Annotated in this window: 17 protein-coding genes and 1 other RNA gene; 11 read left to right on the plus strand and 7 right to left on the minus strand. The window is 68.3% G+C overall.

All coding sequences use genetic code 11. From position 1 onward, the window contains the following. The first annotated feature begins 351 nt into the window (after positions 1-351). The 7 genes from pstS to phoR all read left to right on the plus strand — a co-directional run bounded on the left by pstS (position 352) and on the right by phoR (position 7213). Positions 352-1392 carry a phosphate ABC transporter substrate-binding protein PstS gene (gene pstS, locus AC3A84_RS01595; RefSeq protein ID WP_487967992.1) on the plus strand — a complete coding sequence of 347 codons (1041 nt, stop codon included), beginning with the start codon at positions 352-354 and terminating at the stop codon, positions 1390-1392. 155 nt (positions 1393-1547) lie between these two features. Further along, the gene (gene pstC / locus AC3A84_RS01600; protein WP_487967993.1) at positions 1548-2486 is read left to right on the plus strand and encodes a phosphate ABC transporter permease subunit PstC; all 939 of its coding nucleotides are present in this window, start codon (positions 1548-1550) and stop codon (positions 2484-2486) included. 2 nt (positions 2487-2488) lie between these two features. Continuing rightward, the gene (gene pstA, locus AC3A84_RS01605) at positions 2489-3373 is read left to right on the plus strand and encodes a phosphate ABC transporter permease PstA (RefSeq protein WP_487967994.1); all 885 of its coding nucleotides are present in this window, start codon (positions 2489-2491) and stop codon (positions 3371-3373) included. A gap of 27 nt (positions 3374-3400) precedes the next feature. Beyond that, positions 3401-4183 carry a phosphate ABC transporter ATP-binding protein PstB gene (pstB, locus tag AC3A84_RS01610; RefSeq protein ID WP_487967995.1) on the plus strand — a complete coding sequence of 261 codons (783 nt, stop codon included), beginning with the start codon at positions 3401-3403 and terminating at the stop codon, positions 4181-4183. A gap of 82 nt (positions 4184-4265) precedes the next feature. Beyond that, positions 4266-4967 carry a phosphate signaling complex protein PhoU gene (gene phoU / locus AC3A84_RS01615; RefSeq protein ID WP_487967996.1) on the plus strand — a complete coding sequence of 234 codons (702 nt, stop codon included), beginning with the start codon at positions 4266-4268 and terminating at the stop codon, positions 4965-4967. A gap of 16 nt (positions 4968-4983) precedes the next feature. After that, positions 4984-5691 carry a phosphate regulon transcriptional regulator PhoB gene (phoB, locus tag AC3A84_RS01620; RefSeq protein ID WP_487967997.1) on the plus strand — a complete coding sequence of 236 codons (708 nt, stop codon included), beginning with the start codon at positions 4984-4986 and terminating at the stop codon, positions 5689-5691. Positions 5692-5842: 151 nt separating this feature from the next. After that, positions 5843-7213: a phosphate regulon sensor histidine kinase PhoR gene (gene phoR / locus AC3A84_RS01625; RefSeq protein WP_487967998.1), complete on the plus strand. Its 1371-nt coding sequence runs from the start codon at positions 5843-5845 to the stop codon at positions 7211-7213. 144 nt (positions 7214-7357) lie between these two features. Here phoR and AC3A84_RS01630 read toward each other — a convergent pair whose 3' ends face one another. From AC3A84_RS01630 to trxA, 5 genes are all read right to left on the minus strand, one after another. Then, positions 7358-8707, minus strand: coding sequence for an MATE family efflux transporter (locus AC3A84_RS01630; RefSeq protein WP_487967999.1), 1350 nt, complete (start codon positions 8705-8707; stop codon positions 7358-7360). 11 nt (positions 8708-8718) lie between these two features. After that, positions 8719-10416 carry a hypothetical protein gene (locus AC3A84_RS01635; RefSeq protein ID WP_487968223.1) on the minus strand — a complete coding sequence of 566 codons (1698 nt, stop codon included), beginning with the start codon at positions 10414-10416 and terminating at the stop codon, positions 8719-8721. Between the two features lie 206 nt (positions 10417-10622). After that, positions 10623-10883, minus strand: coding sequence for a type B 50S ribosomal protein L31 (locus AC3A84_RS01640; protein ID WP_092936816.1), 261 nt, complete (start codon positions 10881-10883; stop codon positions 10623-10625). Between the two features lie 120 nt (positions 10884-11003). Next, entirely contained in the window at positions 11004-12266 is a 1263-nt protein-coding gene (gene rho / locus AC3A84_RS01645) for a transcription termination factor Rho (RefSeq protein ID WP_092936814.1), read from the minus strand. Between the two features lie 265 nt (positions 12267-12531). Continuing rightward, the gene (gene trxA / locus AC3A84_RS01650) at positions 12532-12864 is read right to left on the minus strand and encodes a thioredoxin TrxA (RefSeq protein ID WP_487968000.1); all 333 of its coding nucleotides are present in this window, start codon (positions 12862-12864) and stop codon (positions 12532-12534) included. Positions 12865-12973: 109 nt separating this feature from the next. On the opposite strand from trxA, the gene AC3A84_RS01655 reads away from it, so the two are divergent. From AC3A84_RS01655 to AC3A84_RS01670, 4 genes are all read left to right on the plus strand, one after another. Beyond that, positions 12974-15523 (plus strand): PD-(D/E)XK nuclease family protein, encoded by a 2550-nt coding sequence (locus AC3A84_RS01655; protein WP_487968001.1) that lies wholly within the window; start codon positions 12974-12976, stop codon positions 15521-15523. Next, positions 15520-18960, plus strand: a complete 3441-nt coding sequence (locus AC3A84_RS01660) for a UvrD-helicase domain-containing protein (protein WP_487968002.1) — start codon at positions 15520-15522, stop codon at positions 18958-18960. Before AC3A84_RS01655 ends, AC3A84_RS01660 begins: the two co-directional genes overlap by 4 nt. Positions 18961-19041: 81 nt before the next feature. After that, on the plus strand, positions 19042-20451 hold the full coding sequence (locus AC3A84_RS01665) for a TIGR03862 family flavoprotein (protein ID WP_487968003.1): 1410 nt from the start codon (positions 19042-19044) through the stop codon (positions 20449-20451). A gap of 127 nt (positions 20452-20578) precedes the next feature. Continuing rightward, positions 20579-21487, plus strand: coding sequence for a GGDEF domain-containing protein (locus AC3A84_RS01670; protein ID WP_487968004.1), 909 nt, complete (start codon positions 20579-20581; stop codon positions 21485-21487). A 78-nt stretch (positions 21488-21565) separates the two neighbouring features. Here AC3A84_RS01670 and ffs read toward each other — a convergent pair. Together ffs and AC3A84_RS01680 are read right to left on the minus strand one after the other, a co-directional pair. Then, positions 21566-21662, minus strand: an RNA gene (gene ffs / locus AC3A84_RS01675) — signal recognition particle sRNA small type. A gap of 84 nt (positions 21663-21746) precedes the next feature. Next, the gene (locus AC3A84_RS01680) at positions 21747-23321 is read right to left on the minus strand and encodes a methyl-accepting chemotaxis protein (protein ID WP_487968005.1); all 1575 of its coding nucleotides are present in this window, start codon (positions 23319-23321) and stop codon (positions 21747-21749) included. Positions 23322-23416: the final 95 nt, after the last annotated feature.

The raw sequence follows: 23416 nt of genomic DNA on the forward strand, positions 1-23416 counted from the left end.
TTGCTTTTGTCGGGCCAGCATAGCACCAGCTCCGGGCTGCTCCGGGCAGCGCCTGCCTCGCTGCGTGCGGGCGGCCTGCCCTTGGTGACGATGCTCATGGTTGCAGCCCCTCGCTGCCGTGAAATGGCGTCTCGTCCCGGGTGGGGCGTGAGGGGGATGTGGCTTGCAAGGGTGGGCCTTTACGCAACTGCTTTGCCTGAAGATTAAGCAGCGAACGCGACAGCTTTATGACGATTCCGTGTCAGTTTTCGGGGTGCTTTCCTCTGTGATGGATGCCTCACCTGTCATCTGTGTGTCACAAAGCGGCCATAGAGTGGCGTCATTGATTTTTCCAACCCAAGAGGTCTTTTCATGAAACTGTCTGCGATTCGTGTCCTGGTTGCTGGTGTCGTGGCGGCTGGCGCCTTCTCTGGCGCCTACGCCCAGCAGGAAGCTACCGGTGCCGGTGCGAGCTTCCCTGCTCCCCTGTATTCCAAGTGGGCCGCTGACTACAACAAGGCCACGGGCGTGAAGATCAACTACCAGTCCGTCGGTTCCGGCGCCGGCCTGCGCCAGATTGAAGCGAAGACGGTGGACTTCGGTGCCTCCGACGCTCCCGTCAAGGACGAAGACCTGGTCAAGAAGGGCCTGGTGCAGTTCCCCACCGTGATCGGCGGCGTGGTGCCCGTGGTTAACATCAAGGGTATCCAGCCCGGCCAGATCAAGCTGAATGGCCAGATCCTGGGCGACATCTACCTGGGCAAGATCACCCACTGGAACGATCCCGCCATCAAGGCGCTGAACGCCGGTGTGAACCTGCCCGACGCAGCCATCGCCCCCGTCCGCCGCGCCGACGGCTCGGGTACCAGCTTCATCTTCACGAACTACCTGAGCAAGGTGAATCCCGAGTGGAAGACCAAGGTGGGCGAAGGCACGGCAGTGAATTGGCCCACGGGCGCGGGCGGCAAGGGCAATGAAGGCGTCGCCGCCTTCGTGGGCCGCCTGCCCAACTCGATCGGCTACGTCGAGTACGCCTACGTCAAGCAGAACAAGCTGACCTATGTGCAGATGCAGAACGCTGACGGCGCATTTGTCTCCCCTGACGACGATGCCTTCAAGGCCGCCGCCGCCGGCGCCGACTGGGCCAAGAGCTTCTACCAAATCCTGACGAACCAGCCGGGTAAGGCATCCTGGCCCATCACCGGCGCCACGTTCATCGTGATGCAGAAGGTGCAGGACAAGCCGGCCCAGGCCACGACCTCGCTCAAGTTCTTCGAGTGGGCTTACCAACACGGCGACAAGACGGCGATCGACCTGGACTACGTGCCGATGCCCGACGCCGTCAAGAGCGTCATCATGAAGTCCTGGGGTGAGATCAAGGATACTTCCGGCACGCCGGTCTCGCTGAAGTAAATCCCGATTGCAAGGGGCCCGCTTCGGCGGGCCTTCTTTGTCTTATCCCACACAACAAGGCCCCAGACGTGTCCACTACGCTGCCTGTCCAACAGACGACGTCCCGGGAGGGGGTGTCCGGTATGTCTCGGACGACTCCTCCATCCCGCTCCCCCATGATCTCCGGCGTGTTGGCCGACCGCATCTTCGGTCTGCTGGCGCGCGGCGCTGCGCTGCTGACGCTGGGGCTGCTGCTCGGCATCCTCGCTTCGCTGGTGGTGGGTGCATGGCCCGCCATCGAAAAGTACGGACTGGGCTTTCTGACGAGCAGTGTCTGGGATCCGGTGCAGGAGGAATACGGCGGCCTGGTCATGATCTACGGCACGCTGGCCACGTCCTTCATCGCCTTGCTGATCGCCGTGCCGGTCAGCTTCGGCATCGCGCTCTTCCTGACGGAGTTGTCCCCGGCTTGGCTCAAGCGCCCGCTGGGAACGGCCATCGAACTGCTGGCGGCCGTGCCTTCCATCGTTTACGGCATGTGGGGCTTGATGGTGTTCGGCCCCATTCTGGCCACCTATGTGCAGCAGCCATTGCAGTCGCTCCTCGCCGGTGTGCCCTACCTGGGCGCGTTCGTTTCGGGCCCCCCGGTCGGTATCGGCATCCTGTCGGCCGGCATCATCCTGGCCATCATGATCATCCCGTTCATCGCAGCAGTGATGCGGGATGTGTTTGAAGTCACTCCCGCGCTGCTCAAGGAATCCGCCTACGGCCTGGGCTCCACTACCTGGGAGGTGGTGTGGAAGGTCGTGCTGCCCTACACCAAGACCGGCGTGCTGGGCGGCGTCATGCTCGGACTGGGGCGTGCGCTGGGCGAGACCATGGCCGTCACCTTCGTGATCGGTAACATGAACCAGCTCAACTCGCTCTCGATCTTCGAGGCGGCCAACAGCATCACCTCGGCGCTGGCCAACGAGTTCGCTGAAGCCGGTGAAGGCCTGCACCAGGCATCGCTGATCTATCTGGGTCTGGTGCTTTTCTTCATCACTTTCGTGGTGCTGGCCCTCTCCAAGGTGCTGTTGTCGCGCCTGAAGAAGAATGAAGGAGCCCGGTCGTGAACATGAGCACCACTTCGCAACAACTCATCTCTGCAGCAGAGTTGCAGAAGGTGCGCCAGAGCCGCTACAACAGCCGCAAACGCGTTAACCAGATCGCCCTCACGCTGTCGCTCGTCGCCATGGTGTTCGGCGTTTTCTGGCTGGTCTGGATTCTCTGGGAAACCGTGCGCCTCGGTCTGGGCGGCATGAGCGTCGCCCTGTTCACGCAGATGACGCCCCCGCCCAACGAGATCGGCGGTATCTCCAACGCCATCTTTGGCTCTTTCGTGATGGTGCTGCTGGCGACCTTCGTGGGCACGCCCATCGGCATCATGGCGGGTGTTTATCTCGCGGAATACGAAACGCAAAGCTGGCTCGCATCGGCCACGCGCTTCGTCAACGACATCCTGCTGTCGGCGCCCAGCATTGTGATCGGCCTGTTCGTTTACACGGTGGTTGTGGCCCAGTTCAAGAGCTTCTCGGCCTACGCCGGCATCCTGGCGCTGGCGCTCATTGTGATTCCCGTGGTGATTCGCACCACCGAAAACATGCTGACGCTCGTCCCCGCCAGCCTGCGCGAAGCCGCCTACGCCCTGGGAACGCCCAAGTGGAAGGTCATCATCATGGTGACGCTGCGCGCCGCTCGCGCCGGCGTGATCACCGGCGTGCTGCTGGCCGTGGCCCGCATCGCCGGTGAAACCGCGCCGCTGCTGTTCACCGCGCTGAACAACCAGTTCTGGAATGCCGACCTGTCCAAACCTATGGCCAGCCTGCCCGTGACGATCTTCAAGTTCGCCATGAGCCCGTACGAGAACTGGCAGCACCTGGCTTGGGCCGGCGTGTTCCTGATCACCGTCGCGGTCCTCGGCCTCAACATCCTGGCCCGTGTGCTGACGCGCCAAAAATAAAGCAGCCCACTTTCAGGGAAAGACATCATGCCCCTCCAAAAAAATGCTTCGCCCGTCGCGTCCAAGATCACGGTGCGTGACCTGAACTTCTACTACGGTAAGTTCCACGCCCTCAAGGGCATCAACCTCGACATCCCCGAGAAGAAGGTCACGGCCTTCATCGGCCCCTCGGGCTGCGGCAAGTCCACGCTGCTGCGCACCTTCAACCGCATGTTCGAGCTCTATCCCGAGCAGCGCGCCGAAGGCGAGATCGTGCTGGACGGCGAAAATCTGCTGACCAGCAAACAGGATGTGGCCCTGATCCGTGCCAAGGTCGGCATGGTGTTCCAGAAGCCCACGCCGTTTCCCATGTCGATCTACGACAACATCGCCTTCGGCGTGAAGCTGTTCGAGAACCTGAACGCGACCGACATGGATGACCGGGTGGAATGGGCGCTGCGCAAGGCGGCGCTGTGGAACGAAGTCAAGGACAAGCTGGGCCAGAGCGGCTCGGGCCTGTCCGGCGGCCAGCAGCAGCGTCTGTGCATCGCGCGGGGCATCGCCATCAAGCCCGAAGTGCTGTTGCTCGACGAGCCGTGCTCCGCGCTGGACCCGATCTCCACCGCCAAGGTGGAGGAACTGATCGCCGAGCTGAAGAACGACTACACCGTGGTCATCGTGACCCACAACATGCAGCAGGCCGCGCGTTGCAGCGACTACACGGCCTACATGTACCTGGGCGACCTGGTGGAGTTTGGGGAGACGGAACAGATGTTCTTCAAGCCGCAGCGCAAGGAAACCGAGGACTACATCACCGGCCGTTTCGGCTGAAGAACATGCGGCTGGCCGTGCGCGGCCATGCCGCTCCCCTTTCCACATGCCGGCCCGCAGTGGCTTGGCAAGAGGCAATGCCATGACAGAAAAACACCTCTCTTCCCAGTTCGACAGCGAACTCAACAACATCTCCGCACGCGTGATGGAACTGGGTGGGCTCGTCGAATCCCAGATCCGCCAGGCCGTCTATGCGCTGTCCCAATTCAGCGTGGAATCCGCATCGCAGGTCGAATCCATCGAGGTCCGCGTGAATGGCCTGGAGGTCGAGATCGACCATGAGCTCTCCTCCATCATCGCCCGTCGCCAGCCGACCGCCCGCGACCTGCGCCTGCTGATCGCGTTCTCCAAGGCCACGGCCAACCTGGAGCGTATGGGCGACGAAGCCACCAAGATGGCGCGTATGGTCAAGTCCATCATCGAAAGCGGTGCGGCCCGCTCGCTGCCCACGACCGACCTGCGCGTGGCAGCCGATCTGGCTTCGGGCCTGCTGCGCAAGGCGCTGGATGCCTTCGCCCGCCTGGACACGAAAGCCGCCGTCGCCATCCTCAAGGAAGACGACCTGATCGACCAGGAGTTCGACGGCTTCGTGCGCAAGCTCATCACCTACATGATGGAAGACCCGCGCACCATTTCGGCCAGCCTGGATCTGCTGTTCCTGGCCAAGGCCATCGAGCGCATCGGCGACCATTCCAAGAACGTGGCCGAGCTGATCATCTACCTCGTCAAGGGCAAGGACGTGCGCCACACCGCGCTCGACGAGATCGAGTCGACCGTGCTGTGAAAGGCGGAGGCTCCGCATGAAGAAATTACCCCGGGTTTTGATCGTGGAGGATGAATCGGCGATCGCCGAGCTCATCGCGGTGAACCTGCGCCACAACGGCTTCTCACCGATCTGGGCAGAAGATGGCGAATCGGCACAGCGCGAGCTCGACGCCGTGCTGCCCGACGTCATCCTGCTGGACTGGATGCTGCCCGGCCAGAGTGGCCTGCAGTTGGCCCGCAAGTGGCGTGCAGACAGCCGCACCAAGCCCATCCCGATCCTGATGCTGACCGCGCGCGGCGACGAGCCTGACAAGGTCGCCGGGCTGGACGCCGGTGCGGACGACTACATCACCAAGCCCTTCTCCACGCAGGAGCTGCTGGCCCGTATTCGCGCGGTGCTGCGCCGCCGTGCGCCGGAGCAGGCCGGAGAGAGCGTGACCATTGCCGAACTGGTGCTGGATGCAGCCACCTACCGCGTGAGTTACCAGGGCCAGCCGATCAAGGTCGGGCCGACCGAATTCAAGCTGTTGCACTACCTCATGACGCACTCCGAGCGCGTCCACAGCCGTGCGCAGCTCCTCGATAAGGTGTGGGGCGACCATGTCTTCATCGAGGAACGTACGGTGGATGTGCACGTGAAACGCCTGCGCGAAGCATTGGGCGCCGCTGGCGTGATGGTGGAGACCGTGCGGGGCGCGGGCTACCGGCTGACCGCTCAGCCGCAGCGGCTGATGCGCGCCTGATTTTGGCTGATGCCTCCGCGCCGCTGCGGCGGGTCGGCTTGGCCCCAACGGCGCCTGAAAGGCCTTTCGGCAGCCCCTCGCGGGGCTGCGCCGTTTGAGCTGTTCCGTTGGCCCGCTTCGTCTTTTCCATTAATCGCCCCATAGTCCCGCCATGCTTTCGAGATTCGTCCTATTTCTGCTGTGCCAACTCTCGGGGGCTGCTCTGGGCTGGTGGCAGGGAGGGGAACTGGGGGCGCTGTTTGGCGCAGCCATCGCGGCCTGGATCTGTTTCGCCTGGGACTGGTGGCGCAGCATCCGGGTGCTGGCCTGGCTGCGCGATGGCGAGCTGGATCGTGCGCCGCGGCTGCGAGGCAGCTGGGGCGAGGTCGCTGATCGAGCGCGCCGCATCTTGCGGCTGCGCGATCAGCAGATCCAGAGCAGCGAGCGCCGTACCGCCGAGATCCTGGAGGCGCTGCAGGCATCGCCCAACGGCGTGGTGCTGCTGGACGCGCAAGGCCGCATCGAGTGGTGCAACCAGACGGCTGCCTCGCATCTGGGTTTCGACGTCGATCGCGACATGCTGCAGACCATCGGCAATATGGTGCGTGACCCCGACTTCACGGCCTACTACTCGGGCCACGACTTCTCGCAGGGTGTCGCTCTGCAGGGCCGCGAGAGCACGGCCTCGCGGCCGGTGCGCATCTCGGTGCATCTGCACCCCTACGGGGATGGGCGCAAGCTGCTGCTCTCACGCGATGTGACCGCGCTGGAGCAGGCCGAAGCCATGCGGCGCGACTTCGTGGCGAACGTGTCGCACGAGATCCGCACACCCCTCACCGTGCTGACCGGCTTCGTCGAGACGCTGCAGACGCTGCGTCTTTCGGAGGATGAGCGCGACCGCTATCTGGGCATGATGGCCCAGCAGGCCGCCCGCATGCAGAGCGTGGTGCACGACCTCCTGACCCTCTCGCGCCTGGAGGGCAGCCCCTTACCCAGCATGCACGACTGGATGCCCATGGAGGCGTTGCTGCGCCGCTGCGAGGACGAGGGCCGGGCGCTGTCATCGGTGCTGGGCAACGGCCAGTCGCGCGAACACGTCATTACCTTCCCCGATGCCCAGCAGCTGCGCGAGGCGGGAATGATCGCCGGATCGGCCGTGGAGCTGCAGAGCGCGCTATCGAACCTAGTCAACAATGCCGTGCGCTACACGCCCCTGGGCGGCAGTATCCGCGTGACCTGGGAGCGGCTCGACGACGGGCGCGGATGCTTCGCGGTGACTGACACGGGGCCGGGCATCGAGGCCAAGCACATTCCCCGCCTCACCGAGCGTTTCTACCGGGTGGACCGCAGCCGTTCGCGCGAGACCGGCGGCACCGGTCTGGGCTTGGCCATCGTCAAGCACGTAGTGCAGCGCCACGGCGCGGCGTTGAATATTTCCAGCGTCGTCGGCAAAGGCTCGGTCTTTTCCGTGACCTTTCCTGCCAGCCGCCTGCAGCCTGCCCCGCGCGCGCAGTTGGCGCCGCCGATGGACATGGCGGCCTGAGGGCAGGACGCACCGCGCATGGTGGTGCCGTGGGGAGGGCAACGGCCCCAAGCGTTCCGATTTCGGCGTCGTTCGCCACCCGGGCAGCAGGCCGTCTCCGAGAAGGCGCGAGCTTTCGCCGCCGGCTTCAGGCAAGGAGTGCGGTCAAGCCGCCCGTGGCCGGCGCAATGCTCGCCACAGCATGCCGGCGAAGGCCAGCGCCGTGACGCCCAGCGCCATCGCGCTGGCGGCCCAGAACGGCGCCGGTGTGTCGCCATAGGGTCCCCAGCCAGCGAGGCCATGGTAGGCGAGCAGGTAGCCTCCGGCCATTCCGCCACCCCAGAGAAGCAGGCAGTAGATCAGTAGCGGCGCGATCGTGATGTGGTAGCTGCGCAGCACGAAGATACAGAGCGTCTGCAGCGCGTCCGCGAGGTGGTAGGCGGCCACCAGTGGCAGGATCGCCGCAGCCAGCGCGACGATCTGCATATTGTTCGAGTACAAGCTCGCGATGGCCTCTCTTGCTATGAATAGCGTAGCTGCAAGCCCAATTCCCATCAGGGCTGCAAGCCTGAATCCCATCCAGGCGACGCTGTGTGCCCGGGCCTCGTCGCCCGCGCCGCGCCAAAAGCTCACACGTGCGCTGGTAGCGATGGCGAGCGACAGCGGCACCATGTAGAACACGGCGCCGAGGTTGGAGGCGATCTGGTGGGCGGCAGACGACAGCGTGCCCTGGCGCGCAACGAAGAGCGCCACCAGCGAAAACGAGGTCACCTCCACCAGAATCGACAGCCCGGCCGGAATGCCCAGCCGGGCAAACCGCGCCAGCTGGCTGGGATCGGGTCTTTCCATCGGTCGCCACAGCGCCAGCGGGGCGTACATCGGGCGGGTGCGTAGCATCCAGACGCCCACGGCCAGCAATGCGTAGTTGACCGCCAGGGTCGCCCACGCGCAGCCGACAGCGCCCTGCGCGGGCAGCCCGAACGCGCCGAACGCCAGGCCGATGGAGAGAGGGACCTTGAGTGCCAGCGACCCCACCTGCAGCCAGGTGACCAGCTGGGGCTTGCCCAGAGCCTGGTTTAGGGTGCTGTAGATGCGAAAAAGCAGCGCGGGCGGCAAACCGAATGCCAGGATGCGCAGATAGGTCTCCACCTGGCCGCGCAGCGCCTCGGGGACCTGCGTCCACCGCAGCAGGGCGCCGGGAGCCAGCAGTGCGGCCATCCCCAGCGCGGTCACGATCAGCCAGAGGTAGAGGGCCTGGCGCACGCTCGCGCCGATGGCGGAGGGCCTGTGCGCGCCGCGCTGCTCGGCCCAGACAGGCAGCAGGGCCTGCAGCACGCCCATGAGCGCCACATAGACGCTGATGAACACGGCCGAGCCGATCGACAGCGCAGCGAGCGCGCCTTCGGAATGGCGGCCCGCGACGATGGTGTCGGTCACCCCGAAGGCCATGACGGCCAGCTGCCCGGCCAGCACGGTGCCGGCGTGGCGCAAGATCGTGGCGCGCTCGGAAGGCATCGGTTCGGCCCTCAGCGCCGGCCCGGGATACGGTGCAGCACGACGAGGCTGTCGTTCTTGTCGGTGGGCCGCATGATGGTCGCGATCTCTTTCCACTCGCGGGCGGGCAGCACGGTGGAAAAGTGCGGCACGGCGCCTGCGTCGGCCACCAGCCAATCGCAGTCGGCGCTCTGCTGGCCGGATGCCGGCGTGAGCCCGGCGTGGTAGATCAGGGCGGCCAGCTGGGCGCGGCCCATACCGTAGGTGGCCACGCAGCCGGGCTCGTCGCCGACGGTGGCGCGCACGGCCTCCATCTGCAGCCGGTAGCTGCGTGCGTGGTCCAGCAGCGGCAACCAGAGCGTCATCAGCAGCAGCCAGCCCAGCGCCGCGCCGCTCGCGGGAAGCACCAGGCTCTTCCAGATGGCGGTGCGGTTGCGTGCCGCGCGCCACCATACCAGCGCGCACCAGGCCAGCGTGGCGACCAGTGCGGTGGCGAAAGCCACGGGAGAGAACGAGGCCACGAAACCGGGCGCCAGCCGGGCGATATTCTGTGCGGGCTTGGCGGGTATTCCGGTCTGCAGCGACAGCCAGATCACCCAGATGGCAATGGCCGAAGCGCTGAAAAAGAGCAGGGTGAACCAGTCGATGAGTGCCGCAATGCTGCGCCGCAGCGTGGGCAGCGCGAAGGCTGCCAGCGCCGCGAGCGCGGGCAGGCCCAGCAGCAGCGCCCGGTCGGCCGGGCGCGTGGTGAGGGTGGCCGCCAGGGCCACTGTCAGGAACCAGAGAGGCAGCAGCAGGTGCCGATGAGGCTGCCGGCTCACGATCTGCCGGCGCCAGCGCCACAGCGTCCAGAGCGTGAGCGGCCAGGCGGGCCAGGAGAACCAGAGGAGCAGCCGTGCAAGGCTGCTCCACTCGGTGGCATCTTTCGCTTCGACGATGCGCCAGCGCCAGAGCTGGAGCTCCCAGCCCAGCAGGGCCGACGCCAGCGTGATGCCCGCCAGTGCGGCCGCCCAGGGCCAGCGGCGCCGGGGCGAATCGGAGGCGCTGAACAGCACCAGCAGTGCGCCGCCGCTGCCCAGCAGTGCCGCCAGCGTCGGCGCGCCGCTCAGCACCAGGCCGCCCAGCCCGGCAACGGCCGCGACCATGGGGAGCGCCGTACGCAGCGGCATGGCCGCCGCCGCATAGAAGACCAGTGCGGTGCAGGCCAGCTGCGTGAGGTGGCTGGTGATTTCGTGTGAGAGCTGCGCCAGACCCAGGCAGGCGATGAGGGCCAGCAGACCCGCGTCTGCCATGGCACGGGCATAGGCAGCCGGGCTGGCTTCGCCGCCGAAGGCGAAGGCCACCGGCTGCGCGCCTGGGCTGCGCGCGAGGTAATAGACGCTGTACCAGGTGGCGGCCAGCGTGAGTGCCAGCAGTGCGGCGAAGGGCAGCCGCGCGCCAAGTTCAGGCGAGAGCCAGGGGGATGTCCACTGGATGGCCCAGGCTCCCAGCCAGTAGGGCAGCAGGCCGTCAGTATCGGGTGACAGCCCCGCCATCAAAGGGTCCAGCCACGGCGTGTGGCCCAGCGCCAGCTCGCGCATGTAGCCGAAGGCCGTCACATCGGCGCTCTTCCATGGGTCGCGTCCAATGAAGCCCGGCACCACATAGGCAAGGCACAGCAGCAGCAGCGCCCAGCGCGGCAGGGTGCGTGCGGCGCTGTGGGGCACGATGGCAGGGGTGGGCTGGATCACGCGAGATTCGTCCGGTGCAAGGTAGGTGGCGGAAATCAGCAGGGCGATGTTGGCGGAGCGGGCCGGCATGCCGATCGCTGCCGTCAGCATCGCGTCCAAAGCCGCCGCGCTGGGGCGGCGAGCAGACTTCAGGAAGGAAAAAAGGCAGCGCGGCGAACCGGGCTGCCTTCTCGAAGCGGCGGGATGAGGCTCCCGGGCTTGCGGTCTTACTTCGCAGCGGCCGTGGTCTTGCCGAAGCGGTTGCGGAAGCGCTCCACGCGGCCACCCATGTTGTCCACCGACTTTTGCGTGCCGGTGTAGAAGGGGTGCGATTCAGAGGAGGTGTCCAGCTTGAACAGGGGATATTCCTTACCTTCGAAGGTGTCGGTTTCCTTCGTGTTCACGCACGAACGGGTCACGAACTTGAAGCCGTTGGACAGGTCCACGAACAGCACTTCGCGGTAGTTGGGGTGAATGCCTTCTTTCATGATCTTCCTTTTCGAATCAGATGCGGGAGCCGCGCCGGCCAGTCCGGCGTACTTTCCGCAAGAAAAAGCCCGCCATTATCGCATGGCGGGCCCGGTTGGCAAGATGAGGTGTGCGGGCGGTCAGCCGCCGCGGCGCATGGCTTCGAAGAAGTCGGTGTTGGTCTTGGTCTCGCGCATCTTCTTGATCATCAGTTCCATGGACTCGATCTCATCCATGTTGTACATGAACTGGCGCAGGATGCGGGTCTTCTGCAGGATCTCGGGCGCGAGCAGCAGCTCTTCGCGGCGCGTGCCGCTCTTGTTGAGCTCGATCGCCGGGAACACGCGCTTTTCGTAGAGGCGGCGGCTCAGGTGGACTTCGCAGTTGCCCGTGCCCTTGAACTCTTCGAAGATCACTTCGTCCATGCGGCTGCCGGTGTCCACCAGGGCCGTGGCGATGATGGTGAGCGAGCCACCTTCCTCGACCTTGCGGGCCGCGCCGAAGAAGCGCTTGGGGCGCTGCAGAGCGGCAGCGTCCACGCCGCCCGACAGCACCTTGCCCGACGAGGGCACGACGTTGTTGTAGGCGCGCGCCAGGCGGGTGATGGAGTCCAGCAGGATCACCACGTCCTTCTTGAGCTCGACCAGGCGCTTGGCGCGTTCGATCACCATTTCGGCTACGTGGACGTGGCGGGCGGCAGGTTCGTCGAAGGTGGAGGCGATGATTTCGCCCTTCACCGAGCGCTGCATTTCCGTCACTTCTTCAGGGCGCTCGTCCACCAGCAGCACCATCAGGTGCACGTCGGGGTTGTTGGCCGTGATGGCGTGTGCGATGTGCTGCATCATCACCGTCTTGCCACTCTTGGGCGGCGCGACGACCAGCGCGCGCTGGCCGCGGCCGATGGGGGCCACGATGTCGATGATGCGGCCGGTGATGTTCTCGTCGCCCTTGATGTCGCGCTCGAGCTTCATCTGCTCCTTGGGGAACAGCGGGGTCAGGTTCTCGAACATGACCTTGTGCTTGTTCTGCTCGGGCGGGCCGCCGTTGACGGCGTCGAGCTTGGTCAAGGCGAAGTAGCGTTCGCCATCCTTGGGCGTGCGCACTTCGCCTTCGATCATGTCGCCCGTGTGCAGGTTGAAGCGGCGCACCTGGCTGGGCGAGATGTAGATGTCGTCCGTGCTGGCGGTGTAGCTGGTGTCGGGGCTGCGCAGGAAGCCGAAGCCGTCGGGCAGGATCTCCAGCACGCCGTCGGCGAACACCTGTTCGCCGGCCTTGGCGCGCTTCTTGATGATGGCGAACATCAGCTCCTGCTTGCGCATGCGGCCGGTGTTTTCGATCTCAAGCTCTTCGGCCTGCTTGAGGACTTCAGACACGTGCAGTGCCTTGAGTTCGTTTAAGTGCATGGGGAGACTCCCTGGCGGAGTGGGATGTGGGTCAGAGCAGAGGGGAGGAGGCTGGGAGCGCCGTAGAGGCCGTCGTGCGGGCCGGGCGAGCCTGGGATCTGAGACCAGACGCCTATGCGGTGCGCGCTGGTGATCGCTGTGGATTATGACAGGAAAAATTTCGGGAGCGCCACCGTGAGGGCGGTGGGCGGCGCCAACTGCGTGAATGAGCTGCAGCGCCGGGGTTCGTCGCCCGTGCATGCCGGGCGGCGAGAGCGGGGGAGGATCAGGCCAGGCTCTGGTCGATGAAGGCCGACAGCTGGGCCTTGTTCATGGCACCGACCTTGGTGGCGGCCAGTTCGCCGTTCTTGAACAGCATGAGCGTGGGGATGCCGCGGATGCCGAACTTGGCCGGAATCTCGCGGTTCTCGTCCACGTTCATCTTGGCGATGGTCAGCTTGCCTTGATAGGTGGTGGCCAGTTCGTCCAGCACCGGGGCAATCATCTTGCACGGGCCGCACCATTCGGCCCAGTAATCCACCAGCACCGGACCGGAGGACTTCAGCACGTCGGCTTCAAAACTGGTGTCGGAGATGTGTTTGATGAGTTCGCTTGCCATGGCGCAATCCTTGTGTGTGCAGATATTGGTGGGCGGGTACGGATAAAGTCTCTTCATTGTGACAGAAACCGATTCCCCGCACCCCGTTACGCCAAGCGGCTCGCCCGCTATGACAGTCATAGCGAGAAACGATGGCCTGGAGCGCTCCTGGGCCGCTGTGCTGGAGCGCGTTCGGGCCCACGCCGAGGCCCGCGGCGCCCACCTGGCCGCCACTGTGGTGCTGGTGCCCTACGCCCAGCTCATGGCCGAGGGGCGGCGCCTCTGGGCGCGGCATTTTCCCGACGGCTTCTCGCCCCGCTTCGAGACAACCCGCAACTGGGCCCGACAGCTGGGTCAGCCGCAGATCGAGGGCAGCGAATTCACGGGCGATGTGGCGCGCGATGCCGTCAATGCGCGGGACCTGCTCGAACGCGCGGGCCTCGCTGCCCAGCGCGAGGTGCTGGCCGGCCCGCTGCTGGAGATGGCCGCGCAGCTCTTCGCCGCCGTGGCTGCCGTGCCGCCCGCGCAGCGCGACGCCTGGGCGCAGTCCGCCCGCGCGCTGCTGCCCGCCAGCGGCGACGGCGGCGCCCTGCGGCTCGAAGCCGCTGCGGCGCGCATCGCGCTGGAATGGGTGCTGGCTTCTCAGCCACCGTGCGACGTGCTGTTCGAGCCCGCCGTGCGCGAAGGCACCGAGGCGCTCGTCGTGCTGCAGGGCTACCAGCCCGACGCGCTGGCCCAGGCGCTGCTGGCGCAGTGGGGCGATGCCGCGCTCTGCATCGACCTGCCCGGCGCGCTGGGCCAGAGCGCCCCGCACCCGGCCGCGCTGCACGCCGCCATCGACGCCGAAGACGAAGCCCAGCGCGCCGCCGCCTGCGTGCTGCGTCACCTCGACAGCGGCCGCGTGCCCGTGGCCCTGGCGGCCAACGACCGGGCGCTCACGCGGCGCATCAGCGCGCTGCTGGACGGCGCGGGCGTGGCCGTGCACGACGAGAACGGCTGGACGCTCTCCACCACCCGCGCCGCCGCTCAGGCCATGGCCGCGCTGCGCGCCTGCGCCTGGGACGCCACGGCCGACGCCGTGCTCGACTGGCTCAAGCAGTCGCCCGCCGCGCCCGCGCCGGCCCTGCGTGCGCTGGAGAAGTGGCTGCGCCGCGCCGGCCCGCGCCAGTGGAGCGCCGCAGGCGCCATCGACGCCAGCCGCGACCCGGCCGTGGCCCTGGTCGCCCAGGTGCAGGCCTGGCGCGAGCCGCTGCGCGCCGCCCGCCCGCTGGCCGCCTGGATCGCCGCGCTGCGCGGGCTTCTGCAGGCCTGCGGCCTGTGGCCGGGCTTGATGGCCGACCCGGCAGGCGCCGGCGTGATCGCGGCGCTGCGGCTGGACGAGGGCCTGGATGCCGACCTGCAGGCCCTGGCCGGCGCCGGGCGGCGCATGTCGCTCACCGACTTCACCCGCTGGGTCAACGAAGTGCTGGAAGCCGGCCGCTACCGCCCCGATTACCTGGCCCAGGCGCCCGTGGTGGTGATGCCGCTGCCGCAGCTGCTGGGCCGGCCGTTCTGTGCGCTGGTGCTGCCCGGCTGCGACGAAAAGCGCCTGCAGGCCGCGCCCGAGCTGCCCGGCGCCTGGACCCAGGCGCAGCGCGAGGGCCTGGGCCTGCCCGGGCGCGCCGCGCTGGAGGCCGCGCAGCGCGCCGCCTGGCAGGGCGCGCTGGGCACGCCCTTCGTCGATGTGCTCTGGCGCACCGGCGACGAGGGCGGTGAGCCGCTGCTGGCCAGCCCCCTGGTGCTGGCGCTGGAGCTGGACCACCGCGCCCAGCCCGGCGGCGACTGCCGTGCCGAGCGCACCGTGCCCGCCGCGCCCACCGCCAGGCCCCTGCCCAGCGGCGAGCGTCTGCCGGTGCGCAAGCTCTCGTCCACCGCGTATTCCGACCTGCGCCACTGCCCGTACCGCTTCTTCGCGCTGCGCCAGCTGCAGCTGCAGGAGGCCGACGAGCTGGGCGCCGAGGTGGACAAGCGCGACTTCGGCACCTGGCTGCACGCCGTGCTGCAGCAGTTCCACGAAGCGCTGCACGACGCGCCCACGAGCGAGCCGGCCGCCCGCCGAGCGCTGATGGACGCCGCCGCCGAGCAGGTCACCCGCGCGCAGCGGCTGGCCGAGGCGGGCGAATTCCTGCCCTTCGCCTCCGGCTGGCCCGCGCTGCGCGACGGCTACCTGCAATGGCTGGCGGGGCATGAGGCCCAGGGCGCGAGCTTTCGCCAGGCCGAGGTCGCCGCCACCCAGCCGCTGGGCGCCCTGGAGCTGGTGGGCCTGCTGGACCGCATCGACGCGGTGCACCCGCCCGGCGGCGGCGAGCCGACGACGCTGGTGATCGACTACAAGACCGAGAACGACGCCGTCACCCGCCGCCGCGTGAACGCCGGCACCGAGGACACGCAGTTGGCCTTCTACGCCGCGCTGCTGGGCGACGACACTCTGCGCGCCGCCTATGTCAACGTGGGCGAGCGCGGCGAGACGCGCGCCCACGAGCAGGAAGACGTGGTCGCCCTGCGCGACCAGCTGGTCGAAGGCATCCTGCACGATTTCACGCGCATCGCCGAAGGCGCGCCCATGCCCGCGCTGGGCGAGGGCGCGGTGTGCGACTGGTGCGCCGCACGCGGGCTGTGCCGCAAGGACTTCTGGACATGACGGAGCAACGCGTGCAAGCCGCCTATGAACACAACGGCCGGCCCGTGTCGCGGCAGGCCTTCTATGCCATCGCCTGCGATCCGCAGCGCAGCGTGGCCGTGGAAGCCTGCGCGGGCGCGGGCAAGACCTGGATGCTGGTCTCGCGCATGCTGCGCGCGCTGCTGGACGGTTGCGCCCCGCACGAGATCCTGGCCATCACCTTCACCAAGAAGGCGGCCGGCGAGATGCGCCAGCGGCTGCAGGAATGGCTGGAGGCGTTCTCCGCCGCGCCGCTGCCCGAGCTGGAGCGCGAGCTGATCGCACGCGGAATCGGCCCGGAGCGCGCACAGGGTCAGGGCCCGCTGCTACAAAAACTGTATCGTCAGATGCTCGAATCGGGCCGGCCGGTGCAGATCCGCACCTTCCACAGCTGGTTCGCCGCGCTGCTGGGCACGGCGCCGCTGGCGGTGCTGGAAGCCCAGGGCCTGCCGGCGCATTTCGAGCTGCTGGAAGACGACGCCCAGGCCGTGCGTGAGGTGTGGCGCCCCTTTCTGCAGGCGGTGGCGCAGGATGCCGCCCTGCGTGCCGACTACGACGCCTGCATCGCCGCCCACGGCCGCTCGCAGACCCACAAGGCGCTGGCCAGCGCGCTGGACAAGCGCGTCGAATTCACCCTGGCCGACGAGTCCGGCGTGATCGACGCCTCGGTGCCGTCCTTCGCCGCCCACTGCCTCGAATTCGCCGGCCTGCCCACGCCCGCCCATGCGCTGGCGGGCGAGGCTGCCCAGTCGCGCTGGCAGGGCTGGGCGCGGGCGCTGGGCACCGAGTCCAACAAGACGCCGCAGAAGGCCGCCGACGCGGTGATCGACGCCTGGAACTGCACCGACCTGGACGAGCGGCTGGACCGCCTGCGCCGCGCCTTCTTCGTCGCCAAGGAAGACCGCCTCGGTAAGAACCTCGAGAAGTTCCCCGCCGCCCAGGCCGCCGAGCCCGAGCTGCAGCGCCTCTTGCTGGCGCGCCGCCAGCACCAGGCCTGGCTGCACCAGCAGCGCATGGCGCGGCTGGCGCGCTGCCTCATCGCCAGCTTCGCCGCGCTCAAGCGCGAACGCGGCTGGGTGGACATGAACGACGTGGAGCGCACCGCGCTGGTGATGCTGTCCGACGACGTGCTGAGCGGCTGGGTGCAAGAGCGCCTGGACACCCGCGTGCGCCACCTGCTGGTCGATGAATTCCAGGACACCAACCCGCTGCAATGGCAGGCGCTGCATGCCTGGCTGTCGGGCTATGCGGGCTCGGGCGGCGGGCAGGCCGCGCCCAGCGTGTTCATCGTGGGCGACCCCAAGCAGAGCATCTACCGCTTCCGCCGCGCCGAGCCGCAGGTGTTCCTCGCCGCGCAGGCCTTCGTGCGCGAGGCGCTGGGCGGCGACCAGCTCAGCTGCGACCACACGCGCCGCAACGCCCAGGGCGTGATCGGCGCCGTCAACGCCGCCATGCAGGCGGCGCAGGCGCAGGGCGAGTACGCGGGCTTTCGCGACCACACCACCGAATCGGCGGACCCGGGCAGCCTGCTCAGCCTGCCGCCCGTCATCGGCGACAGCGAGGGCGATGCCGATGGCGAGGAAGAGGGCACCCCCGCCGCCGACCCGATGGCCTGGCGCGACAGCCTGACCCAGCCGCGCCACGAGGCCGAGGAAACCCTGCGCATGCGCGAAAGCGCCCAGGCCGCGCGCTGGGTGGCCGCGCGCATCGCCGCCGGCGTGCCGCCGCGCGAGATCATGGTGCTGGCCCGCAAGCGCGACCGGCTCGCGGCCCTGCAGGACGCGCTGCGCGATCTGCATATCCCCTGCGTGCAGCCCGAAAAGGCCGACCTGGGCGAGGCGCCCGAGGTGCAGGACGTGGTGGCGCTGCTCGATGCGCTGGTCTCGCCCGGGCACGACCTCTCGCTGGCCCGCGCCCTGCGCTCGCCGCTTTTCGGCCTGCCCGACGAGGCCCTGGTGGAGCTGGCCGTGCTGCGCCGCCAGCCCGAGCATGCCGCCTGCAGCTGGTTCGATCTGCTACAAAAAGAGGAGCTGCTACCGCCCGCATTGCAAGGGCTGGGGCCGGTTCTGGCCCAATACCGCGGCTGGGTCGATACGCTGCCGCCGCACGATGCGCTGCATGCCATCTATGCCCAGGGCGACGTGCTGGCGCGCTTCGCCGCCGCCGCGCCCGCCACCCAGCGGCCAGCCGTGCTGGCCAACCTGCGCGCGCTGCAGGCGGTGTCGCTGCAGGTCGAGGGCGGGCGCTACCTCACGCCCTATGCCTTCGTGCGCGCCCTGAAGCGCCCGGGCCTGCGCGCGCCGGGCCGGGTCGATGCGCAGGCCGTGCGGCTTTTGACCATCCACGGCGCCAAGGGCCTGGAAGCGCACAGCGTGCTGCTGCTGGACACCGACGCCCGCGGCCAGAAGGCCGAGACCATGGGCGCGCTGGTGGACTGGCCCGGCGAGGCGCCCGTGCCGCGCCGCTTCGTCTTCATGGCCAGCGAGACCAGCCCGCCGCCCAGCGCCGAAGACGTGCTGGCGGCCGAGCGCGCCGAGCGCCAGCGCGAAGAGCTCAACACCCTCTACGTCGCCATGACGCGGGCCAAGCACTGCCTGGCGCTGTCCTGCGTACAGGCGCGCCAGTCCGCGCCCGGCAGCTGGTGGAACCGCCTCGTGCCGCTGCTCACGCCGGCCGAGCTGCCGCCCGAGCCGTCGTCCGACGACGCCGCCATCAACGGCGACGCGCAGGCCGGCGACACCGTGACCCTGGCCGAGCTGCCCGCCATCACCATCGCCGTGCCTGCCCGGCCCGAGCTGGCCGCGCTGCAGCGCGCGCAGGCCGAGGCCTCCACGCCGGCCAGCCGGCAGGGCGAGGCCATGCACCAGCTGCTGGAGCAGGCCGGCCTGCCCGGCGCGCCGCTGGGCGATCTGCGCAGCGCCGGCTGGGCCGCAGGCCGCATCGCCCAGCTGGTGCGCGACTTCGAGCTGACCGCCGATGCCGCCGCCGCCGCCGCCGCCATGGCCCGGCGCATCCTGGCGGGCGAGGGCGCCTGGGCCTGGGACGCCGCGCAGATCGACCGCGCCCTGAACGAGGCGCCCCTCGTTCACCAGGGCCAGAATCTGCGGCTGGATCGGCTGGTGCGCCGCCGGGCCACGGCACAATCGCCGGCCCGCTGGTGGGTGCTCGACTACAAGAGTGCCCCCCAACCCGAAAGGCAGCCGCAGCTGATGGCGCAATTGCGCATCTACCGCGCCGCCGTGCAGGCGCAGGTGGGGGCGGAGCCGGTCTCGGCCGCCTTCCTCGCGGGCGATGGCCGGCTGGTGGTGGTCGATGGCGACGTGGCCGCCCCGCCCGTGCCTCCGCCATCGGCTCCGCCCGCGCCCGTACCGGCCAACCGCAAGGCGGGCCCGGACACGCGCCAGCAGACGCTTTTCTGACGACCTTTCCTGGCGCTGGGGCCCTGATGCCTTTCGCCACAGCCGCTTCTTCGATCCCCTTTCCTTTCCCACAGGCCCGGCATGACCGCTTCCGAATCCGCTCCCGACAACGCCTCCCTCGCACCCACCTCCGGCCCCCAGCGCATCGACTGCGAGGTGGCCGTGATCGGCGGCGGCCCGGCGGGCCTGATGGCCGCCGAATCGCTGGCCCGCGCCGGCCACGCCGTGCATGTGTTCGACGCCATGCCCTCCGTGGGCCGCAAGCTGCTGCTGGCCGGCAAGGGCGGGCTGAACCTCACGCATTCCGAGGCCTTCGATCCCTTCGTGTCGCGCTATGGGGAGCGCCAGCCCGCGCTGGCGCCGCTGCTGCAGCGCTTCGGCGCGCAGCAGGTGTGCGAATGGGCGGGCGAGCTGGGCGTGCAGACCTTCGTCGGCACCTCGGGCCGCGTTTTTCCGGTGGACATGAAGGCCGCGCCCCTGCTGCGCGCCTGGCTGCACCGCCTGCGCGGGCAGGGCGTGCGTCTGCACATGCGCCACCGCTGGCTCGGCTGGGCGGGCGATGAGGCCGGCACGCCTGCCGCTGAGGGCACTGCCCCTGCGCTGCGCTTCGCGGCGCCGGGCGGCGAGGTGTGCGTGCAGGCCCGCGCCGTGGTGCTGGCGCTGGGCGGCGGCAGCTGGGCGCGGCTGGGCTCCGATGGTGCCTGGGTGCCGCTCTTGGCGGAGCGCGGCGTGGACGTGGCGCCGCTGCGCCCGGCCAACTGCGGCTTCGACGTGCCGCGCCTGACCGAGCCCGGCGGGCCGGTGGGCGAGACGCGGCGCGACTTCCTGCGCCAGCTGCTGGGCAGCCAGCCGCAGCCCGCCACTGGCTGGACGCCGTTCTTCGCCGAACGCTTCGCGGGCCAGCCCTTCAAGTCGGTGGCGATCGCCTTCACCGACAGCCAGGGCCGGCACTTCGAGCGGCGCGGCGAGTTCGTGGCCACGGCCACGGGCGTGGAAGGCAGCCTGATCTACGCCGTCTCACACCTGCTGCGCGACGAGATCGCCGCCCACGGCCACGCCACGTTCGCGCTCGATCTGCTGCCCGACCATTCGCCCGAGCGCGTGCTGGTTGAAGTGCGCCACCCGCGCGGCTCGCGCAGCCTGGGCAGCCATCTGAAGAGCCGGCTGGGGCTGGATGGCATCAAGAGTGCCATCCTCTACGAACAGTTGGGCAAGGACGGCGTGAACGACCCGGTGGCGCTGGCCCATGCCATCAAGGCGCTGCCCATCACCGTGGTGGCCCCGCGCCCGCTGGATGAGGCCATCAGCACCGCCGGCGGCGTGCCTTTCGAGGCGCTGGACGCGGGCCTGATGCTCCAGGCGCTGCCGGGCGTCTTCTGCGCGGGCGAGATGCTGGACTGGGAGGCGCCCACGGGCGGGTACCTGCTCACGGCCTGCTGGGCCAGCGGCCTCGCGGCGGGTGAGGGCGCTGGCCGGTGGCTTGCGCGTTGAGCCTGCTGCCGCCGGTTTTTCGTAACAAGCTTTAACATACCGCCCTACAACGTATTCATCGGGCCACACGTGCCGATGGGGCGTACCCGCCATGATGGGACGTGGCTGTCGTACCGCTCGGGGGGAAATGGCGATGCACAACACGGCGGTTTTCGATTTTCTGAATGCGATTCCGATGCCGGTACTGGTGTCCGAGAGGACCGGTAGCGCGAATTCCGACTACAGCCCGCGTTTCGTGAATGCGGCCTTTCTCGATCAGATCGGCTATGGGCTCGCAGACATTCCGGACCTCGAGAGCTGGTTCAGGCTCGCCTATCCCGATCCCGAGGTGCGAAAGGTGGTGGCGAACGACTGGTTCCTGGCGGTCGACAGGAGCTTGGCGCAGGGACGGAGCATCGCGGAAGTCAGCGCGCCCATCCAGTGCGAGAACGGCCAGAAGCGCTGGTTCATCATCACCGCGCAAGTGCGGTCGGAGAGCCTTCCGGACATGCACATCGTGACGTTCCGGGACATCCACGATCTGAAGACGCTTTCGGACAAGAACCACCGGCTGTCGCAGACGGACCAGCTGACGGGCGTCTTCAACCGGCGCGCCGGCCAGCAATTGCTCGAATCCGAACTGTCGCGCTCGCACCGCAGCGGGCTGCCTTTCGCCATCGTCATGTGCGATGTGGACCACTTCAAGCCCATCAACGACCGATGGGGTCATGTGTACGGTGACCAGGTGCTGTGCCGGGTGTCCCAGACCTTGAGGGGCACCTGCCGCAACATTGATACCGTGGTGCGCTGGGGCGGCGATGAGTTCCTGGTGATCCTGCCGGCCACCTCCTTGCGGGAGTCGCAGATCCTGGCGGAAAGGCTGCGGCAGTTGGTTCAGTCGCTGCAATGGCGTGGGGAGGCGGCAACGGTTACGCCGACCTTGAGCCTGGGGTGCGCCGCCAGTCAGCCGGGGCGGTCCCTCGTCGATCTGCTGAAGGCCGCGGATGCTTCGCTCTATGGGGCCAAGCAGCGAGGCCGCAATGCAGTCGGAGGATGAGGGGCTGGGAGGTGCAGGTCTTGAACCAAACGCCCCGCGGCTGAATGTGCCTGGGCGGAAAGGCCTGCAAAAGAAGAAGTTGACGAGCCTTACCCCCGGCACTGGCTCTACAGTTAGGGCTGCTTGGTTCCCCACCTGACCCGGTTGGCTGCTTCACCATGCGGGGAGGCCCGTCAGCGGCAATTGTAGCCACTGCGCGGGGCCGCTGCGGCGAGAAAGGCCACACGGCGTGCCGGGCGAGCCTCTTTTCGCCGTGTTTTCACCGCTGCGTCACGCGGAAAACGCCCACCAGTTCGTCCAGCCGTGCCGCCTGGTTGCGCAGCGATTCAGCGGCCGAGGCCGCTTCCTCCACCAGCGCGGCGTTCCGCTGCGTGGCCTGGTCCATGTGGGTGACGGCCAGGTTCACCTGGTCGATGCCGGCAGCCTGTTCCTGGTTGGCCGAGGCGATGCCCTGGATCAGGTGCGTTACCTTCTGCACGCTGTCCACCACCTCGTTCATCGTCGCGCCGGCCTGGTCCACGAGGCGGGAGCTTTCGCCCACCTGCTGCACCGAGGTGTCGATCAGCTGCTTGATCTCCTTTGCGGCCGAGGCCGAGCGCTGCGCCAGCGCGCGCACCTCGCTGGCGACCACGGCGAAGCCTCGGCCCTGCTCGCCCGCGCGGGCGGCCTCCACGGCGGCATTGAGCGCCAGGATGTTGGTCTGGAAGGCGATGCCGTCGATCACGCCGATGATGTCCACGATGCGGCGGGAGGAGTCGTTCACCGCGCCCATGGTGCTGACCAGCTGGCCGACCATCGTGCCGCCGCGCTGGGCCACTGCGGAGGTGGAGCCCGCCAGATCCGCCGCATGGCGCGCGTTGTCGGCGTTCTGCCGCACGGTGCTGGTGAGCTGTTCCATCGAGGCGGCCGTCTGCTGCAGGGCGCTCGCCTGCTGTTCGGTGCGGTGGGAGAGATCGTTGTTGCCCGCAGCGATCTCGGCCGATGCGGTGGTGATGGACTGGGTGCTGGCGCGTACCTCGCTCACGATGTGGGCGATGCTCCCGCGCATGCGTTCCAGCCCGTGCAGCAGGCTGGACTGGTCGCCCGTCCGCAGCACCACCGGCACGGAGAGATCGCCCTGGGCCATGGCTTCGCTCATGCGGTTGGCGTAGCGCGGCTCGCCGCCCAGCTCGCGCAGCAGCCCGCGGGCGATGAGCGCCCCCACGGCCAGCAGCAGCGCGCCCAGCGCCAGCGCGCCCAGGCCGAAGCGCAGGATGCGCGCATTGACCGTCGCGGCGACCGTGTCCACATAGACGCCCGAGCCGATCACCCAGCCCCAGGGCGCGAAGCCCTTGACGTAGGAGATCTTCTGCACCGGCTCCGTGGCCCCGGGCTTGGGCCAGAGGTAGGGCACGAAGCCCGCGCCGTTTTGCCGCGCCATGTCCACAAAGGCGACGAAGAGGTGCTTGCCGGTCGGGTCCTGGTTGGCCGAGAGGTTTTTGCCCTCCAGCTCCGGGCGGATCGGATGCATGAGCATGACCGGCCCCATGTCGTTGATCCAGAGGTATTCGTTGCCGCTGTAGCGCATCACGCGCAGCGCGTCCTTGGCCATCTGCTGGGCCTGCGCCTCCGTCAGCTTGCCTGGCCCGACCTGCGCCTGGTAGCTGGCCACCAGGCTGTAGGCGGTCTCGACCACCTGCCGCACGCTGGCCTGGCGCTCGTCCATGATGAGCTGCTTCTCGGACGCCAGCAGCACCGTGGTGATGAGCGCGATGCCGAGCAAGGCGCAGGCGATGAGCAGACCCAGGCGGCGGCCAATGCTCATGCGGTTGAGCCAGCTGTCTGCTTGCTTCATGGATTTCCCCTGGGTTGATGCGGGCCTCTGCCCGGCTCCAGCCGGGCCGCCCATGTAGGTGAACATGGTAGTGGCCGGCCCTGCGGTGCGGCGCT

Source organism: Paracidovorax sp., assembly GCF_057642795.1.

Excerpts from the sequence above, each read along its gene's own strand:
- pstS (WP_487967992.1), top strand. The coding sequence starts at position 352 with ATGAAACTGTCTGCGATTCGTGTCCTGGTTGCTGGTGTCGTGGCGGCT.
- pstC (WP_487967993.1), top strand. The coding sequence starts at position 1,548 with ATGATCTCCGGCGTGTTGGCCGACCGCATCTTCGGTCTGCTGGCGCGC.
- pstA (WP_487967994.1), top strand. The coding sequence starts at position 2,489 with ATGAGCACCACTTCGCAACAACTCATCTCTGCAGCAGAGTTGCAGAAG.
- pstB (WP_487967995.1), top strand. The coding sequence starts at position 3,401 with ATGCCCCTCCAAAAAAATGCTTCGCCCGTCGCGTCCAAGATCACGGTG.
- phoU (WP_487967996.1), top strand. The coding sequence starts at position 4,266 with ATGACAGAAAAACACCTCTCTTCCCAGTTCGACAGCGAACTCAACAAC.
- phoB (WP_487967997.1), top strand. The coding sequence starts at position 4,984 with ATGAAGAAATTACCCCGGGTTTTGATCGTGGAGGATGAATCGGCGATC.
- phoR (WP_487967998.1), top strand. The coding sequence starts at position 5,843 with ATGCTTTCGAGATTCGTCCTATTTCTGCTGTGCCAACTCTCGGGGGCT.
- AC3A84_RS01630 (WP_487967999.1), bottom strand. The coding sequence starts at position 8,707 with ATGCCTTCCGAGCGCGCCACGATCTTGCGCCACGCCGGCACCGTGCTG.
- AC3A84_RS01640 (WP_092936816.1), bottom strand. The coding sequence starts at position 10,883 with ATGAAAGAAGGCATTCACCCCAACTACCGCGAAGTGCTGTTCGTGGAC.
- rho (WP_092936814.1), bottom strand. The coding sequence starts at position 12,266 with ATGCACTTAAACGAACTCAAGGCACTGCACGTGTCTGAAGTCCTCAAG.
- trxA (WP_487968000.1), bottom strand. The coding sequence starts at position 12,864 with ATGGCAAGCGAACTCATCAAACACATCTCCGACACCAGTTTTGAAGCC.
- AC3A84_RS01655 (WP_487968001.1), top strand. The coding sequence starts at position 12,974 with ATGACAGTCATAGCGAGAAACGATGGCCTGGAGCGCTCCTGGGCCGCT.
- AC3A84_RS01660 (WP_487968002.1), top strand. The coding sequence starts at position 15,520 with ATGACGGAGCAACGCGTGCAAGCCGCCTATGAACACAACGGCCGGCCC.
- AC3A84_RS01665 (WP_487968003.1), top strand. The coding sequence starts at position 19,042 with ATGACCGCTTCCGAATCCGCTCCCGACAACGCCTCCCTCGCACCCACC.
- AC3A84_RS01670 (WP_487968004.1), top strand. The coding sequence starts at position 20,579 with ATGGCGATGCACAACACGGCGGTTTTCGATTTTCTGAATGCGATTCCG.
- AC3A84_RS01680 (WP_487968005.1), bottom strand. The coding sequence starts at position 23,321 with ATGAAGCAAGCAGACAGCTGGCTCAACCGCATGAGCATTGGCCGCCGC.